Annotated in this window: 10 protein-coding genes; 2 read left to right on the forward strand and 8 right to left on the reverse strand. The window is 62.5% G+C overall.

All coding sequences use genetic code 11. The annotated features are described in order from the left end of the window. From ISP15_RS16150 to ISP15_RS16165, 4 genes are all read right to left on the reverse strand, one after another. Nucleotides 1–446 (reverse strand): DUF6531 domain-containing protein (locus ISP15_RS16150; RefSeq protein WP_404548736.1); only part of this gene is annotated, 446 nt, incomplete at its 3' end. A 1073-nt stretch (nt 447–1519) separates the two neighbouring features. Continuing rightward, nucleotides 1520–2227: a TMEM175 family protein gene (locus tag ISP15_RS16155; protein WP_404548738.1), complete on the reverse strand. Its 708-nt coding sequence runs from the start codon at nt 2225–2227 to the stop codon at nt 1520–1522. 409 nt (nt 2228–2636) lie between these two features. Then, entirely contained in the window at nt 2637–5162 is a 2526-nt protein-coding gene (locus ISP15_RS16160; RefSeq protein ID WP_404548740.1) for a heavy metal translocating P-type ATPase, read from the reverse strand. Then, nucleotides 5159–5584, reverse strand: a complete 426-nt coding sequence (locus ISP15_RS16165; RefSeq protein WP_404548742.1) for a heavy metal-responsive transcriptional regulator — start codon at nt 5582–5584, stop codon at nt 5159–5161. The genes ISP15_RS16160 and ISP15_RS16165 overlap by 4 nt, the downstream gene beginning before the upstream one ends. A gap of 239 nt (nt 5585–5823) precedes the next feature. Between ISP15_RS16165 and ISP15_RS16170 the strand changes: the two genes are divergently transcribed. Further along, a complete protein-coding gene (locus tag ISP15_RS16170; RefSeq protein WP_404548744.1) occupies nt 5824–7590 on the forward strand; it encodes a chloride channel protein in 1767 nt (588 codons plus the stop codon). A 106-nt stretch (nt 7591–7696) separates the two neighbouring features. Here the strand turns inward: ISP15_RS16170 and ISP15_RS16175 are convergent, their stop codons facing one another. After that, the gene (locus tag ISP15_RS16175; RefSeq protein ID WP_404548843.1) at nt 7697–9538 is read right to left on the reverse strand and encodes an ABC transporter ATP-binding protein; all 1842 of its coding nucleotides are present in this window, start codon (nt 9536–9538) and stop codon (nt 7697–7699) included. A 193-nt stretch (nt 9539–9731) separates the two neighbouring features. On the opposite strand from ISP15_RS16175, the gene ISP15_RS16180 reads away from it, so the two are divergent. Further along, nucleotides 9732–12161 carry a DUF3772 domain-containing protein gene (locus ISP15_RS16180; protein WP_404548746.1) on the forward strand — a complete coding sequence of 810 codons (2430 nt, stop codon included), beginning with the start codon at nt 9732–9734 and terminating at the stop codon, nt 12159–12161. A 174-nt stretch (nt 12162–12335) separates the two neighbouring features. Here ISP15_RS16180 and ISP15_RS16185 read toward each other — a convergent pair whose 3' ends face one another. The 3 genes from ISP15_RS16185 to ISP15_RS16195 form a co-directional block, all read right to left on the reverse strand. Beyond that, complete coding sequence (locus ISP15_RS16185; protein WP_404548749.1) at nt 12336–12803, reverse strand: hypothetical protein; 468 nt, start codon at nt 12801–12803, stop codon at nt 12336–12338. A 183-nt stretch (nt 12804–12986) separates the two neighbouring features. Further along, nucleotides 12987–14627, reverse strand: coding sequence for an alpha/beta hydrolase (locus ISP15_RS16190; RefSeq protein ID WP_404548751.1), 1641 nt, complete (start codon nt 14625–14627; stop codon nt 12987–12989). Between the two features lie 133 nt (nt 14628–14760). Next, entirely contained in the window at nt 14761–16440 is a 1680-nt protein-coding gene (locus ISP15_RS16195; protein WP_404548753.1) for a serine hydrolase, read from the reverse strand. Nucleotides 16441–16588 lie beyond the last annotated feature (148 nt).

The following is a 16588-nucleotide window of genomic DNA, read 5'->3' on the forward strand; positions in this document are numbered from 1 at the left end:
GCGTCGGTCCAGGTCCAGGTAGTCGCGGTGGCGTTCCAGCCCAGCGTATCGACCGCGCCGCTTTGGTCGGTGCTTACATAGGCGCCCAGGCTGGCGTCATAGGTGTAGACCACGCTGGAACCGTCATCATCGGTCCGGGTGACCGTGCTGCCGGTGGTATTGAGCGTGCCGGTCAGGCTGTTCACGTTGCGGCTGAAGCCGTAGCTCCAACCGTCGTTGCCGTTCAACTGGCCCTGGCTGTTGTAGGTGCGCAAGACATTGAGCGGCAGGCCATCGAACAGCAGCCCTTCGTCCTGGCTCTGCAGCACCAGGTTACCGGTGGCGGTGTTGACGTAGCTGCTGTTGGCCGCCTGGCCCAGCGACGGCGAGCCGCCTTGGGCCTGTCCCAGTGAGGTCAATGAGGTGTTGCCCAGACCCAGACCATTTCCCGTGATCACTGCGACCATCGTGCTGCTCCCGAATGCCAGCGACGCCACCACGGCATCGCCTGTCGGGAGTACTAATCCGGGTTTCCAGGAAAAAGTTTAGGGCAGATAGCCATGACTAGCAGCACTGGCTCTGGATATCAGAATGTGAAACGAGAAATAAGGGGCAGTACTGCACAAGGGAAATGCTTGCGCACGGCTACACAGCGACAGCCCCCATCTCAACTGCGATATACCAGTCGGTGGCCGCTGCAAGGATCACAAGATGCGCGCGGTTAACTCCGCGCAGCACGGCATCAGCCTAAGCATTGCGTAATCGGGAATTGACGAGGGCGCCCACACGCACATTGATATCAGCCTCCAAGCTCAGGGTTGATCTTACCGATGGCGGCGTTGCCCCCGTTTCATCCATTGCCCGGAGTGCCGGATCGAAGTGACGTTGCTTTTCGAAACCGCGGAAGCCGACGAGTACGAGTGCACTGCTGACGAGCGGCCTATCCATCAATTCACGACAGAAGAGAATGGGCTGACGCCACACAAACACTGCTCGGCAGTAGCTCAACGGCAAACAATGAAGCATGCATTCGGCACGCTCAAGGCTTGGCTGGGTACCACGCCAATGCTGACAAAGTCGTTACCAAGAGTCACAACCGGGGTCAGCTCGAAGGTACTTGCCTAAACATGAAGCGGATGATCAAAATCGTGGCACGCGGGCATCGCGTGAGTGATCACAGCCTGACGACTGCGAATTACACCCGCCCGTTTCGGCCGCATGCAATTTTACGCAACCACCGGCAGTCACTCTGTCATTCGTTTTCACACAACCCAGGCAGGAAGCTGCCTTTTCCTATCCATGATAACGCGCCCCAATCGCGATAAATGCGATCCCTGCTTCCGAGGGCTACCGAGCCTCCATTCATCCGGACAGAGCGCTTTCTTCCGCATGACGATTGTTCAACGACAGGGTCAAACGTCAGGCAAGCTCCCACTTCGCCAATACACCGCGAGATACCCCTGCGCATGATAGACATGGTCCTGCGCAATCAAGCGCGCCAGTGCATGGCATCATGAACGTAATCGGATGCGCGGATACCTCAAGGTGATTCTGCCAACCGCTTTCTCGACCATCGAACGAACGTCCTGTTGACCACGATCTGGCAGAGATATACGGCGCCCGGCATCCAAGTCCAGCTACCTCTCTCCGGCATTATCCAGGTAGCAAGCAAAGACAAGATCGCCACCGCAACCGATCCCCACTGGACGTAATACGTCCTACGCGACTTTATTTGATCGATGAGCAACAGAGGCGGTGATCGGCGCAGGCTGTGGCCGTACAACAAACCAAGGCAGCCAGCCATGCACATGTACGCCAGTGCAAAGCAGACATACAGGGCTTTCAGGTCATGCGCGTTGCCAATCATTGGCTCGTTCGGCAACGGGGCGTTTGCGTAAGCGTCATAAAACGAACTAAACAATGCCTGGAACAGCATGTTTAGGGGGTAAACAAAAATCAGGGCAAAAAACACCAGCATCAAACTCAGGACAGTCGTACCGGCATCGTGCAAGCGGAAGCGCTCGCGCCAGCGTACCTGCCGATGCCAAAAGATCATCAAGGTTGCGAAGCTGCAGGCAAAGCCGGGCGTCCGGTCCAGAGCCAATAACAAATCGTGCAGGCTATGCGGCACTTCCGCGCCGGCAATTGCCATTACGCTAACAGCAAAGGCAAACGCGGCATCGACAAAGCTATCGATGCGATGGGCTTCAACTCGTCCAGCGCCTGGTCCACCGTGTTGTTCGCTCACGCCGCCCCCATGGATCTTGGATGTTCCACCATCACAGCAGCCTCCGACATCTGCGCCAGTGCTTTCGTCGCTCACAGGGCTAAGTCATCGACAGATCAAGAGCGCGCGCGAACGTTCAACGCCGCACGGACCTAAGAATGAGCCGCCTCCATCTGCATTGTCAGGTTGTCCGGCATGGCGCGCAAGGCTGGTCTTGGATAACAGGGCGCTCGAAGCCAAGGTGCTCGGGCAGCGAACTAAAATATCGAGCCTGGTAAATGCACCGCGACAGGCCATAACCTGTCTTTCGAGCGTGGTGGCGCGGAATCCAGGGCCGCTGGTTAAAAAACACCTTCAGTCCGGAAGTAACGTTTATCGAAGGAACGGCTTTGCACGCCAATACTTTCCGCGTGAGAGGAAATAGTGGAAATCAAAGACGCAGTCCGCGCAAACGCAGTGCATTACTCACCACAGAAACCGATGACAAACTCATCGCCAAGGCAGCGATCATCGGTGACAGGGTGATGCCGAACAGTGGGTACAGCACGCCTGCCGCCAGCGGTACGCCCAGCACGTTATAGGCAAAGGCAAAAAACAGGTTCTGGCGGATATTGCGCACCGTCGCCCTGGATAAGGCGCGGGCATGCAGGATGCCGTGCAGACTCCCCTTTACCAGGGTCAGTTGTGCGCTCTCCATCGCCACGTCCGTGCCCTGCCCCATGGCAATGCCGATATCGGCGATGGCCAGGGCTGGCGCATCGTTGATGCCATCGCCAGCCATTGCCACGCGAAATCCCTGCTTGCGCAATGTCTCGATCACCGCCGCCTTGCCGGCCGGCGATACATCCGCATGCACCTCGTCGATGCCCAGCGTGCGCGCCACCCGGTTGGCGGTGGTGGCGTTGTCGCCGGTCAGCATCACGATGCGCATGCCGGCCGCTTGCAGTGCTGCGATGGCATCTGGCGTATCCGGTTTGATGCGGTCGCCGACCGCGAACAGCCCTTCCAATTTTCCATCGATAGCCAGGAACATCACCGTCGCCCCTTCGCTGCGAAGAGCGTCCGCCTGCGCGTGCACGGCCGCGTCGAGCGCCACGTTCAAACGGTCCATCAGCATCGCGTTACCGAACGCCACGTCATGCCGCAGTACACGTCCGTTTACGCCACTACCGGCATGTACCTGGAAGTTTTCTACATCGGCGATATCCGCTTGTGTTTCTTTTGCGGCACCAAGGATGGCCTTGGCGAGCGGGTGCTCGCTGGGCCGCTCCAGCGCGGCAGCGAAGGCAAGCAGGTCGTCACGGCGGTAGCGGTCGAGCGCAACGACGGTCCGCAACGCTGGACGGCCTTCGGTCAGAGTGCCGGTCTTATCCAGTGCTAGCGTATTGACCTCGCGCAGCATCTCGATTGCCGCCGCATCCTTGAACAACAAGCCCTGTTGGGCAGCGCGTCCGCTCGCCACCATGATCGAGATCGGCGTGGCCAAGCCCAACGCGCAGGGACAGGCAACGATCAACACCGCTACCGCGGCGAGAAGCGCATGGACGAGGCGCGGATCCGGCCCGAACCAGGCCCAGGCCACGAACGCCAACACGGCGATGCTGATCACTGCCGGCACGAACCAGGCTGCCACGCGATCGGCGGCGCGCTGCAACGGTGCCTTGCTGCGTTGCGCTTGCGCGACTTGCGCGACGATTTGCGCCAGTACGGTCGAGGCGCCGACTTTGGCCACGCGCATGGCGAAGCTGCCGTCGCGATTCACCGTACCACCCGTCACCGCATCGCCTTGCGCCTTCGTTACCGGCAAGGGCTCGCCGGTCAGCATGGATTCGTCCACCCGGCTGCTGCCGCTCAACACGACGCCGTCGACCGGTACTTTTTCGCCGGGACGCACACGTAATACATCATCGACCTGCACGTCATCCAACGCTACGTCGTGTTCATCACTGCCGGAGATTCGTCTCGCCGTTTTCGGCGCAAGACCCAGCAAGGCTTTTAGCGCCGCGCCGGTTCGGCGACGAGCTCGCCATTCGAGAAAATCGCCCAAGGTCACCAGCGTGACGATCACCGCCGCCGATTCAAAATACACCGCGACGCGGCCATGCATGTCGCGAAAACCGGGTGGAAACATCTGCGGCAGCAGGAATGCCAATGCGCTGTAAATCCAGGCAACGCCAGTACCGATCGCAATCAGCGTATACATATTCGGTTGCCAGGGAGACAACGAACGCCAACCGCGCGTGAAGAATGGCGCGCCACCCCACAACACCACGACACTGGCCAGTAACGCTTCGACCCAGGCGACGGCGCCTATCCACGCCGCCGGCCAATGCAAGCCCGCGTGCGGCAGCATCGCAAGCAGGAAAACCGGCAAGGTGAGTGTCACCAGCAATCCCAAACGGCGCTGCATGGCCTGCGCTTCATGCACGTCACCCTCGTCCAGGCTCGGCATCATCGGCTCCAGTGCCATGCCGCAGATCGGGCAGTCGCCGGGGCCTTGTTGCTGTACATCCGGATGCATCGGGCAGGTATACGTGGCGCCAGGCACGACTACCGCCGCTATCCGTTCGTGCAAATACGCATGTGGATGGGCGATGAATTTCTCTTTGCAGCCCGCTGCACAGAAATGATACGTATGGCCGCCATGCTCGGCATGATGCGGCGTGATGGCCGGATCGACCCGCATGCCGCACACCGGATCCTTGACCGCTGCCGCAACTTCGGATGAAGGCGCATGCACATGGTCCGGCGCACGCCCCGGCAAAGCGGCGGGCGCCTGCGCGTAGCGCCGCGGATCGTCATCGAACTTAGCCTTGCATCCCGCGCAGCAGAAATAAAAAGTCTGGCCCGCGTCATCGCTGCGATGAACGGTGTTCGCCGTATCCACACGCATGCCGCACACCGGATCGCGCGCCAGGGGGTGTGCCTTTTGGCAACACGGACCTTGCTCGCTCATGCTTGCGGCTCCGGGTCGGCGAGTGCGCGCAAGATCGGGCATTGTTCCGGGTCGCCATGTCCGGGGCATGCCTCGACCAATTGCTCCAGCCCTTGGCGAATGCGGGTGAGCTCGGCGATGCGCGCATCAATGCTCGCAAGCCGTTGTTGCGCACGCTGGCGCACCGCCTTTACCCCGCGATGGCGATCCGCCGACAGCGCGAGCAGCTCGCGGATTTCTTCCAGCGTAAAGCCAAGATCCTTTGCACGGCGAATGAAACGCAGCCGGCCGATGGCGGTTTCGTCGTAGCTGCGGTACCCCGAGGGCCGCCGCGACGGTTCCGGCAGCAGACCCTCGCGTTCGTAATAGCGGATGGTGTCGATAGGAACGCCGGCGCGCTTGGCGACGGCACCGATGTTCAGGGAGGGCGTTGGCGTGCTCATGCGCAAGTCTAGAGCCTTGATCAAGGTCCAGAGTCAAGCCGCCTTTCTTCCCGTGCCATGTCCCGCCTTCCTCGCCTACCAGCCATTCATTTTCCAGCCAGCTATCGCGCCCCCATCCGGCTAACCTTGCGCCCACTTACAGGGGCTCCATTCCAGTGCATCCAGAACACGAAGAACCTCATACCCGCGCATCGCTTCCGCTCGCCCCTTCGCTTGACCCCGCCCTCGACGCCGCGCACATGCCGCGGCAGTTTCGTCCGCTGGATCGCCGCGTGCTCTGGATCAGCTTCGTCGCCATGCTGCTCGGCGCGGCGGTGGCGCTGGTTGCCAAGGCGCTTACCGCACTGATCGGACTTTTCACCAACCTCGCCTTTTATGGCCGCTGGAGCTACGCCTTCGTCAGTCCGGCCGGCAACCATCTGGGCAAGTGGGTCATCGTGGTTCCCGCGCTAGGCGGCATCATCGTTGGGCTGATGGCGCGCTGGGGCTCGCGTGCGATTCGCGGCCACGGCATTCCCGAGGCCATGGAGCAAGTGCTGCTCAATGAGAGCCGCATCCCGCCGCGTATCACCTGGCTGAAGCCGATTTCTTCCGCCATCGCGATCGGCACCGGCGGGCCGTTCGGCGCGGAAGGTCCGATCATCGCGACCGGCGGTGCCTTGGGTTCGCTTATCGCCCAATGGATGCACGTCACCGCCGACGAACGCAAGACCCTGCTGGCGGCCGGCGCGGCTGCAGGCATGGCGGCGGTGTTCTCGGCGCCGATTTCGGCGGTGCTGCTGGCCATCGAACTGTTGCTGTTCGAGCGCCGCGCCCGTTCGTTGATCCCGGTGGCGCTGGCGGCAACGGTCGGCACCGGCATCCGCTACGTGCTGGAAGGCAACCAGCCTATGTTCCCGATGCCGGACATCGCCACGCCAAGCTTGACCGCCTTGGTCGTGTACGTGCTGCTGGGCCTGCTGGTGGGCGTGGCCAGCGTCGGCGTTACACGCCTCACCTATGCCATCGAGGATGGCTTCGAGAAATTGCCGATCCATTGGATGTGGTGGCCCGCGCTGGGCGGCCTGGTGGTGGGCGTGGTGGGCTATTTCATGCCGCTGACCCTGGGCGTTGGCTACACCAATATTGCCGCGACGCTAGGCGGCCAGCTCGGCCTGGGTGCCATGCTCGGGCTGTGCCTGCTCAAGCTGCTGTCATGGTCGGTAGCGCTGGGCAGCGGCACCTCGGGCGGCACGCTCGCGCCGCTGTTTACCATCGGCGGCGCGCTGGGCGGCGCGTTTGGAATCGTCCTGGCAACGTCCGCACCTGGGTTGCAAGTGGATCCGCACCTGGCGGCGCTGGTATGCATGGCCGCGATCTTTGCCGGTGCGTCGCGCGCGTTCCTGACCTCAGTGGTGTTCGCCTTCGAGACCACGCAGCAACCCCATGCATTACTGCCCTTGCTGGGTGCCTGTGCGGCGGCCTATCTGATCTCGGGCCTGATGATGCGCAACACCATCATGACCGAGAAGATCGTGCGCCGCGGCGTGCGCGTTCCTTCCGATTACGCGGCCGACTACCTGGACCAGATCTACGTGCGCGATGCCTGCAGCCGGAACGTGGTAAGCCTGCGCGCCGGGCAAACGCTCGGTGAAATCCGCGCCTGGCTGGCATCGGCGGGCGTTGCCGCGAAGCACCAGGGTTTTCCCGTCGTCGATGCGAACGATCAGCTGGTGGGCGTAGTGACGCGGCGCCAGCTTTACGATGCGACGCTGGCCGAGGATAGCGTGGTGCGCCTGCTGGTCCAACGTGCGCCACTGGTGGTGCGCGAAGACCATACCCTGCGCGAGGCAGCCGATCATATGGTGGAGTGCGACGTAGGACGGTTGGTAGTAGTAAGCAAAGATGCGCCGCATCGCATGGTCGGGGTGATTACACGCGGGGATTTGCTGGCGGCACACGCACGCAGGCTGCGGGAGGCACGCGAGCTGTCACGGCACCTGGGAAGGAAGCTGGCGAAGAAGTGATCCGGGCTTCCTCGTCTATCGCCGGCAGCGTCCCGACGCTAGTTTTTATGGCGTTTTTTTGCGGCTCGACCTTGCGGTTCTCAACCCGTGGCAGAAGCACGCGCTATCAAACCAGCGCGTCATCCGCCGCCACGAAACCACCCGTCTGCCGTTGCCACAATCGCGCATACAAGCCGCCATGCAAGATCAGCTCCGCATGCGTGCCGGTCTCCACCACCAGGCCTTTGTCCATCACGACCAACCGGTCCATGCGGGCAATGGTGGACAGGCGATGCGCGATCGCGATCACCGTTTTTCCTTCCATCAAGAGTTCCAGGCTTTCCTGGATGGCGGCTTCCACTTCCGAATCCAGCGCGGAGGTTGCTTCGTCGAGCACCAGGATCGGCGCATCTTTCAGCAATACGCGCGCAATCGCGATGCGCTGGCGCTGGCCGCCGGACAGTTTCACGCCGCGTTCGCCCACATGCGCGTCGAGACCCTGGCGTCCTTCGCCATCCACCAGGTTGGGAATGAATTCGTCGGCGCGCGCTTTGCGAATGGCTTCGCGCAACTGCGCCTCGCTGGCATCCGGACGGCCATAGAGCAGGTTGTCGCGCACGGAGCGATGCAGCAGCGACGTGTCCTGCGTGACCACGCCGATCTGCGCGCGCAGGCTTTCCTGGGTCACCTGCGAAATATCCGTGCCGTCGATGCGGATATGCCCGCCTTCCAGGTCGTACAGGCGCAGCATCACGTTCACCAGCGTGGACTTGCCCGCGCCGGAGGGGCCGACCAGGCCGATCTTCTCGCCCGGATGCACCGTCATGTTCAAGCCGGACATGACCCCGCCCTGCTTGCCATAGTGGAAATGGACATTGTCGAAACGCACTTCACCGGACACGACTTCCAGCGGCATGGCGTTTTCACGGTCTTGTACCGCGCGCGGTTGCGAGATCGAGGTGATACCGTCTTGCACGGTGCCGACGTTTTCGAAGATACCGTTGACCACCCACATGATCCAGCCGGACATATTGTTGATGCGGATCACCAATCCGGTCGAAAGCGCGATCGCGCCGACCGTGACCTTGCCCTCGCTCCACAGGTACACCGCCAGCGCCGAGGTGCCCACGATCAGGAACCCGTTGAGGGTGGTGATGGAAACATCCATCGCCGTGGTCAGCCGCGTCATCCCGCGCAACTTGCCGGTCTGCTCTTCCATCGCCTGCGCGACGTAGGCTTCCTCGCGCTGGGTGTGCGCAAACAGTTTCAGGGTCAGCACGTTGCTGTAGCCGTCCACGATGCGGCCCATCAGCTTGGAGCGCGCTTCGGAGGCCAGCCACGAGCGTTCGCGTGTGCGCGGAATAAAAAAGTACAACGTGCCGACATAGGCGAACAGCCACACCACCAACGGCAGCGCCAGCCATACGTCGGCCTGGGCGAACATGACGATCGCACTGCCGGTGTAGATCGCCACGTACCAGATCGCATCGACGATCTGCACCGCCGACTCGCGCAGCGATGCCCCCGTCTGCATGATGCGGTTGGCGATGCGACCGGCGTAGTCGCTCTGGAAGAAACCCAGGCTTTGGCGAATGACATAGCGATGGTTCTGCCAGCGGATGCGATTGGTGAGGTTCGGCACGATCGACTGGTTCACCAGCAGGTCGTGCACGCCGAGGAAGATCGGGCGCAGCACCAGCGCCACGAAGGCCATCCATAGCAACTCGCGGCCATGCACCTGGAAGAAGGATTTGCCGGGCAGGCCCTTGGCCATGTCGACGATGCGGCCGATGAAACCGAACAGCGACACTTCCACCAGCGCCACGCCGAAACCGACCACGATGGCCGCGGCGAACACCGGCCATACCTGGCGCAGGTAGAACACGTAAAACCGCGCCACGGATGTGGGCGGCATGCTGTCGACCGGTTCCTTGAAGGCATCGATCAGGGATTCGAACCAGCGGAAGATCATGCGGCGTTATCCATGTGTCAGGTCCAGGCACGGCGAGCAATATACAGGGTCGGCCGTTCGCCACGGTCACCGCCTCGCCGCGGCGCAACAGCGCGACGCAATAGCGATGCCTGAATGCTAACCGCCCGTGAAAAGCAGGTACTGGAAAGAACAATTGACCGCTGGACGCATCGTTCGGATGATGCCGGCCATGCCTATCCTTATCCGCAAGCTTTTTGTCCTGGCGTTGTTGCCGGGCCTGTTCGTGTTCGGAACTGCGTTGTTACATGCGCAGGACGCAGCCACCGTACCCGCCAGCGCAAGCTCCACGCAAGATCCGGCCAAGACACTGTCGGAGCTGAGCAAGCAACTGGACAGCATCAAGACCGCCCTCAACAGCAACAACGCCACCGCGCAGCTCACCGGTCTGCGCAGCGCAGCCGGCACGGTACAACAGCAGTCCGACGATTTGGTAAAGGCACTGCAACCGGAAATGGACGGCGTGCAGTCGCGCCTCACCGTGCTGGGCCCCCCGCCGGCAGCTGGCGCGCCGCCCGAAACACCCGCGGTCAGCCAGCAGCGGCGCCAGCTCGAGCGCGCCAAGGCGAAGCTGGATGGCGAGATCAAACAGGCGCAACTGCTGAACCAGGACGCCACCAAGCTCACCTCGCAAATCGTCGAAACGCATAACCAGCAGTTCCAGGCGCAGTTGGGTTCGCGCACCTATTCACCGCTCGGCTTCGGGTTCTGGTCGAGCCTTGCCAAGACGTATCCCGACGACAGCGCGCGGATCAGGCGCGGCGCGGCATGGTTGCTCGAAGACGCCGGCAGCGTATGGCAGCCCGGTAGCCGGCTGCCGCTGCTGCTGTGCCTGATCGCCGCGGTGTTGCTGGTCGTGCCGGGCCGCTGGCTGGTCGAACGGCTGATGCGGGCGATCGCCAGTCGCTACATGCCCGATGGTCACCTGCGGCGCAGCGCGCTGGCGGCGATCTTCACGCTTACCGTGACGCTGTCGATCGGCGTAGCTGCATGGCTGGTCTATCTGGGTTTCGACTGGAACAACAGCCTGAGCGAGGAAGTAGACACATTTGCGCAGGCAGTAGTGCGCTCGGTGTTCTTTTCCGCCTTCTTCGCCGGCCTGGGTCGCGCCTTGCTCTCGGTGAGGCATCCCTCCTGGCGGCTGCCCGTGCTGGGAAAATCCACCGCGCGGAGCCTGCGCTGGTTCCCCTGGCTGCTCGGTGGCGCGTTCCTGCTGCTTGGCCTGCTGGAGCGCTTCAACAATCTGGTTGGCGTCAGCCTGCCTGCCACTGTGTGCATGCGCGCATTCCTTGCCCTGCTGATCAGCGGCCTGGTGGGCGCGGCACTGCTGCGCATCAAGCGCACTCGCAAGGTGCAAGTGCAGGAGGGCGACAAGCCGGCCACGCAGGCGCTGTGGATCGGGGCCCTGTTCGGATTGGCGTCCGCAGGCGTGGCGGTAGCGTGGCTGGCGGTGCTGGCAGGTTATATCGCGCTTGGCTTTTTCATCTCCTGGCAGATGCTATGGGTCGGCATGATCGTGGCCTCGTTCTACATGCTCTCGCACCTGCAACACGATCTGTTCGAGGCATTGCTCTCGCCGCGCGCGCGCAGCGGCCAGCGCCTGCAATCCACCTTCAATGTCGCGCCCACCACGCTGGAACAGACGTTCACCGTGTTGTCTGCACTGTGCCGCGTGCTGTTGCTGCTGGTCGCGGTGGGTACCTTGCTGATGCCGTTCGGCGGTGGCCCGCACGACCTGTTCTCGCATATCGGCCACGTATTCGGCGGCTTGCAGGTTGGCGAGCTTACGATCAAGCCGGGCGCGATCTTCAACGCCATATTGGTCTTCGCACTGGGGATAGGGGTAGTACGCATCGTCAAGCGCTGGCTGGCTGAAGAACTGCTGCCCAAGACCACGCTCGACCTGGGCATGCAGAACTCCATCGTCACCCTGCTCAACTATGTGGCGGTGGTCATCGTGTTCGCGCTGGCGCTGAAGACCGCCAATGTCAGCCTGCAAAGCCTGACCTGGATTGCCAGCGCGCTGTCGGTCGGCATCGGTTTCGGATTGCAGGCAATCGTGTCGAACTTCATCTCCGGCCTGATTTTGCTGGCCGAGCAACCGGTAAAGGTGGGCGATTGGGTAAGCATGCCCGGCGTGGAGGGCGATATCCGCCGCATCAACGTGCGCGCCACCGAGATCCAGCTGTGGGATCGCTCCACCATGATCGTGCCGAACTCGCAGTTCATCACCCAGAACCTGCGCAACGTCACGCACGGCAATGCCCTGGGTCGCGTAAAAGTAAGCCTGCCGATGCCACTGGGCACCGATGCGGCGAAGATGCGCGAGATCATGATGGATGCGCTGACCGAGCACGAAGGTACGCTCGAAACCCCCGCGCCTTACGTGCGGCTGGACGATGTCACCAGCAGCGCCATGACCTTCACCGGCGTGGCCTACGTGCGCAGCCCGCGCGATGCTTCGGCGGTGAAAAGCGACTTGCTGTTCGACATGCTGGCGCGGCTGGACAAGGCGCAGCTGCCATTGTCGACGCCGCAGAGCATGATCGTGCGCAACCTCGGACCGCTGGGCGAAGACAGTCCGGCGGCGCCTGGCCAGTAATTTTCCGCAGTTGGCAGCGTGCCGTTGCCCGTTGAACGGACGAGCCGCCGGACTGCTCATGCCCATACGGACGGCGCAGGGCCTGTACCGGATACGGAACCGGGCCCTTGCGGGCCCGGCTCGATGAATCGTCAACCGTTCAAGCGAACGCGCGAGATCATGTGCGTTGCCGGATTACTGGCACTTCTCGCCTTTGGCGGCGTGATAACCCGCCGCTTGCGCATCCGCCGCACTCATGTATTTGCCTTGCTTGGTGGTGCCGTACCACTTGCTGCCCTGGCAGTGATAAGCCTTGCTCTTGGAGCCAGTGTTTACCCATACCTGCCCCGCACCACCGCCCGCCGCGGGCGTGGCTGCCGGCGTGGATTTGCTCGCAGCCGTCGATTTGCTTGCAGCCGTTGCCGTTGCCGTTGCCGGCGCCGCCTCCGCCGGAGTGCTCGACGCGGTGCTGCCGGCGCTGCTTGCCGACTTGTCCACGCCCTTATGCCCATGGCAGGCGCCACGCATGGAGCTGACGGTCACCGAAGTACCGTCCTTGCATTGCACGGTCATACTGCCCGATGAAGCGGCCTGCTGCGCGTACACACCTGGGGCTGCCATCAAGGCGGCCGCCAGTACTGCCATCAATCCGAACGATTTCATCGTGATTCCCTCCGTATGGAATGCCCCAATACGGGAAAACGCGCCATCCGTGACGGCGGGATTCCCGCTGTCGCTTCAGCCAGAAGCGACACTCCCAAACGCCGTTTACCTACAGCGCTTGCGGCGGCAACTATGCCCTAAAAGCCGGCGGGCGGGCACGCTGCCCGGCACAATCCAGCATGGTCAGGGTGCATGGTTCACGGCTGGTTGCAATTTGGAATCGGGGCGAGCCACGGCATACATCGCCCAGCTGATCTGGGTGAGCAAGGCGTAAGGATCGTCCCCTTCCTTGTACAGGTTGAAGTGAGTGCGACCCGGCACGAAGCGGAATTCCGCGCGCGCATGCAATCCATCCAATACCGCTTTGAGGCGGTGGGCCGCGCCATCCAGGTAGAAAGTATCGGCCGTACCGACGTAGAGGTGGATCTTGCCATCCAGATCCGGTTTCAGGGCCGGCCAGTCGTTCTGCAACCGATAGGCGATGTCGTAATGATCGCGCCAGTAGGCCACCACGGCGGGATCGACGTCACCGGTATCGCGATTGAACATCTGCTCTGGCCGACCGTCCTTGCCACGCGGCGAGAACACCCATTCGAACGAGGCCATTTGCCCGCCATACGGTCCGAGCACGCGCTCCATCTTCGCGAACTGCTCGAACGTACCGATCACTTTGCCGTTGTCGCGCACCAGCGGCCACGGCGTGCCGTCGGGCTTGTGATAGACGTTGGCGTGGGGCGCGTACAGGTCCGGGCCGGTGAAGTCGTGGAAGTCGCTGGGATCCGGCGAGGTCGACCACGTGCCGCCGAAGATTGCGGGATAGCGCGTCTGCAGCCACAGCGTGGCCCAGCCGCCGGAAGAGTGCCCGTTGAGAAAGCGCCCGTTCGCGTCGGCGTCCATCCGGTAATGCGCTTCCAGATAAGGGATCAGCTCCGTGGTCAGCGCCTGGCCCCAGGGCCCGTTGTTTACCGAGTCGGCAAACTCGTGCGTGCCTGTGGCGCTGGATTCATCCAGGAATACCCAGATCATCGGCGGCATCCGGCCACTGGCCATGGCCGCCTGCACATACGCCATCGGGCGCACCAGGCGATCGTTGTTGCCGGTGAAGCCATGCGTGAAGTACACGGTGGGATAGCGCTTTCCGCCTCCAGCCTGATAATCCGGTGGCAGCAGCACATGGCCGAGCATGTGGATCGGACGACCCCAGAACGCCGACAGGGCGGGGCTGACAAAATCGACCAGCTGCGAGTGCTCGTGCGCGGCGGCCACGGCCTGGCGCATCGCTTCCGGCGCGGAATCCGGCAACGCCCACGGGTCGGCAGCTGGCACGGTCTTGTCCAACGTAAGGGTTGGCACAGCGCTATCCGGCAGATGCACGGTGACGACGCCGCTCTCGATATCGCCGGCACTGCGTCCCAAGTAATTGTAGTTGTGGTGCACGTCCAATACGGCCTGCACGACGTAGTCGCCCGGCGGCAGTTTCGACCATCCCGCCGGGAACGCGAGATGATCGGCATCGATATCGATCACTTGTCCCGGCACCAGCCGGTCGACTTCCCCGGCGGCGATGGATGTCTGCGTGGGATGGAATGGATTGGCATCGACCTCGGTCACCACGCCTTGCCTGGATTGCGCTTTCGCGGCGGCAGCCGCGGAGACGAACAGCAACAGGCGTCCGGAGACGGGCTGCTCCTCGCTCGCGCCCAGTTGCACATGGAAGAAGCGATGCGCAGGTACGTTTGGCGTCTCCTGCCGCGCCCACGCAAACGCGCCGGCGAGCAGGCCGAGGCTTAGTAGAGCGATCAATGCGATGTGGCGATGGCGCATGTTCTTTCCTCGATAACGGATGTGTTCGCGCATACGGCGCCCCTCCCTCTTACTGCCGACCGTCACTTCCGTGCCAACGGAACGAGGACAGCGACAAGCGGGATGGATGGATGTTTAGAAACGCCTCCATCGCCTACTTCGCTTTCGTCCCGACATCTTTCACCGGCGCCAGGCGCAGGTCCTGGAAATCGAAACTGAAATCGGTCAGCGGTGAAATGGGTTGCATGCGCATCTCGCGCACATGGCCGTCCACGTCCAACGCGAAGTTGACGAACGCATCGGCGTTCAAGGCGCGATCGTCCCAGCGGACTACGAACGTATTGTTCTGCCAGGGCGTCATGGTGCCAATCAGTTGCGAGGTCTTGCTGAAACGCAGGCGCAGCTTGCCGCGCTCGTCGCTGATCGTGATATCGCCGTACCACGGATCGCGGTAGGTCCCCGCATAGCCGGCCAGCGGCAGCGACGGCTTGCTGTTGGCGTCGCGCGCCGCTTCGTGTTTTTTCCAGCTTTCATCCGCATCGCTGTGCGAATGCTTGACCGCCTTGTCGTAGACCGCCACCCAGTCGGTCTTGACGGCAGGATTGAGGTAGGCGTCGAGCACGCGATAAGTGATCGCATTGAATGCGGCGCCGGATTCCTGATTGGTAAGCACCACCACTCCCAGCTTCAGTCCCGGCACCAACGTCACGCGCGAGACCATGCCCGGCCAGCCGCCGGTGTGCCAAACCAGTTTCTGCCCATGGTAATCACTGAGGAACCAGCCTTCGCCGTAACCGTAGAAATTCGGCATCAACGGTTGCAGTTCGGGAATCGGCGGCTTGTTCACCGGGATCGGCGTCAGCATCGTCCACATCTGATCCTGGCTGTCCTGCGCGAACAGGCGACGTGGCTTGCCGTCGGCGCCGCTGCCTGGCAGCGCACCGCCAGCCAGCTGTACGTTCATCCACTTGGCCAGGTCGTGCACGCTGGCATAGATACCGCCCGCGCCGGGATCGTTGAGCCAGGCCATCGGTGGCACCGGCTTGAGATCCGTGAAGTTGTACAAGGCGTGGCCCATCGCGTAATCCATGCCGGGCTTGAGGTAAGTCATGTCGACCAGCGATTCGTCCATGCCGACCGGCTTGAAGATATGCTCGCGGAGGTAATCGGCATAAGACTGGCCGGAAACTTTCTCGATGATCAGCGTCGCTACCGCGAACAGGATGTTGTCGTAGGCATAGTGGCTGCGAAAACCGTTAGTCAGCGGCACCTTGCCCAGGCGTTCCACCACTTGCCTGGTGGTGTAGCTGGTCGGCGGCCAGTACAGCAGGTCGCCGGCGCCCAGGCTGAGGCCGCTGCGATGCGCTAGCAGGTCGCGCACGCGCATCTCGTGCGTCACGTAGGGGTCGGACATCTGGAACCACGGCAGGTAGTCGGTCACCCGCGCATCCATGTCCACCTTGCCCTGCTCGGCCAGCATCTGCAGCGCGGCGGCGGTAAACGCCTTGGTGTTGGAGGCGATCGCGAACAGCGTGTGCGCATCCACCTGCTGCGGCTTGCCGGCTTCGCGCAGACCGAAGCCTTGCTCGAATACCACCTTGCCATCCTTGACGATGGCCACCGCGATGCCCGGAACGTCAAAGGTTTTGCGCGTGCTGTCCACATAGGCGTCGAGATCCCGCAGCATCGGCGGCAGACCGACCTGGGCGTGGACGTTTGCGCCGGACAGCGGCGAAACCGGTGGCGCGTCCTCGGCCCACGCCGGCGCGGCGGCGGCAAGCACCAGCAAGGCGCAGCACCCGGTCAGGCGCAAGGACAAAAGCGAAAGGGGCATGGCGGCTCCGCGTGAGGCAAAACCGCAGTCTAGCTTGCCGGTGGCAAGCTGGCTCCAGCGCCGGAAGTCACGCTGTGCCAAGCAGCACCGCCAATGGCAACTGGCACGGCCGGCCGACGGCTCCAACTGCGAAGCGTATGACGCGCGC

Origin of the sequence: Dyella jejuensis (assembly GCF_044904675.1) — a bacterium.
Lineage (GTDB): Bacteria > Pseudomonadota > Gammaproteobacteria > Xanthomonadales > Rhodanobacteraceae > Dyella_B > Dyella_B jejuensis.

What these genes read in the sequence shown, in the direction of transcription:
- ISP15_RS16160 (WP_404548740.1), bottom strand. Translation starts at nt 5,162, where the DNA reads ATGAGCGAGCAAGGTCCGTGTTGCCAAAAGGCACACCCCCTGGCGCGC.
- ISP15_RS16165 (WP_404548742.1), bottom strand. Translation starts at nt 5,584, where the DNA reads ATGAGCACGCCAACGCCCTCCCTGAACATCGGTGCCGTCGCCAAGCGC.
- ISP15_RS16170 (WP_404548744.1), top strand. Translation starts at nt 5,824, where the DNA reads ATGCCGCGGCAGTTTCGTCCGCTGGATCGCCGCGTGCTCTGGATCAGC.
- ISP15_RS16180 (WP_404548746.1), top strand. Translation starts at nt 9,732, where the DNA reads ATGCCTATCCTTATCCGCAAGCTTTTTGTCCTGGCGTTGTTGCCGGGC.
- ISP15_RS16185 (WP_404548749.1), bottom strand. Translation starts at nt 12,803, where the DNA reads ATGAAATCGTTCGGATTGATGGCAGTACTGGCGGCCGCCTTGATGGCA.
- ISP15_RS16190 (WP_404548751.1), bottom strand. Translation starts at nt 14,627, where the DNA reads ATGCGCCATCGCCACATCGCATTGATCGCTCTACTAAGCCTCGGCCTG.
- ISP15_RS16195 (WP_404548753.1), bottom strand. Translation starts at nt 16,440, where the DNA reads ATGCCCCTTTCGCTTTTGTCCTTGCGCCTGACCGGGTGCTGCGCCTTG.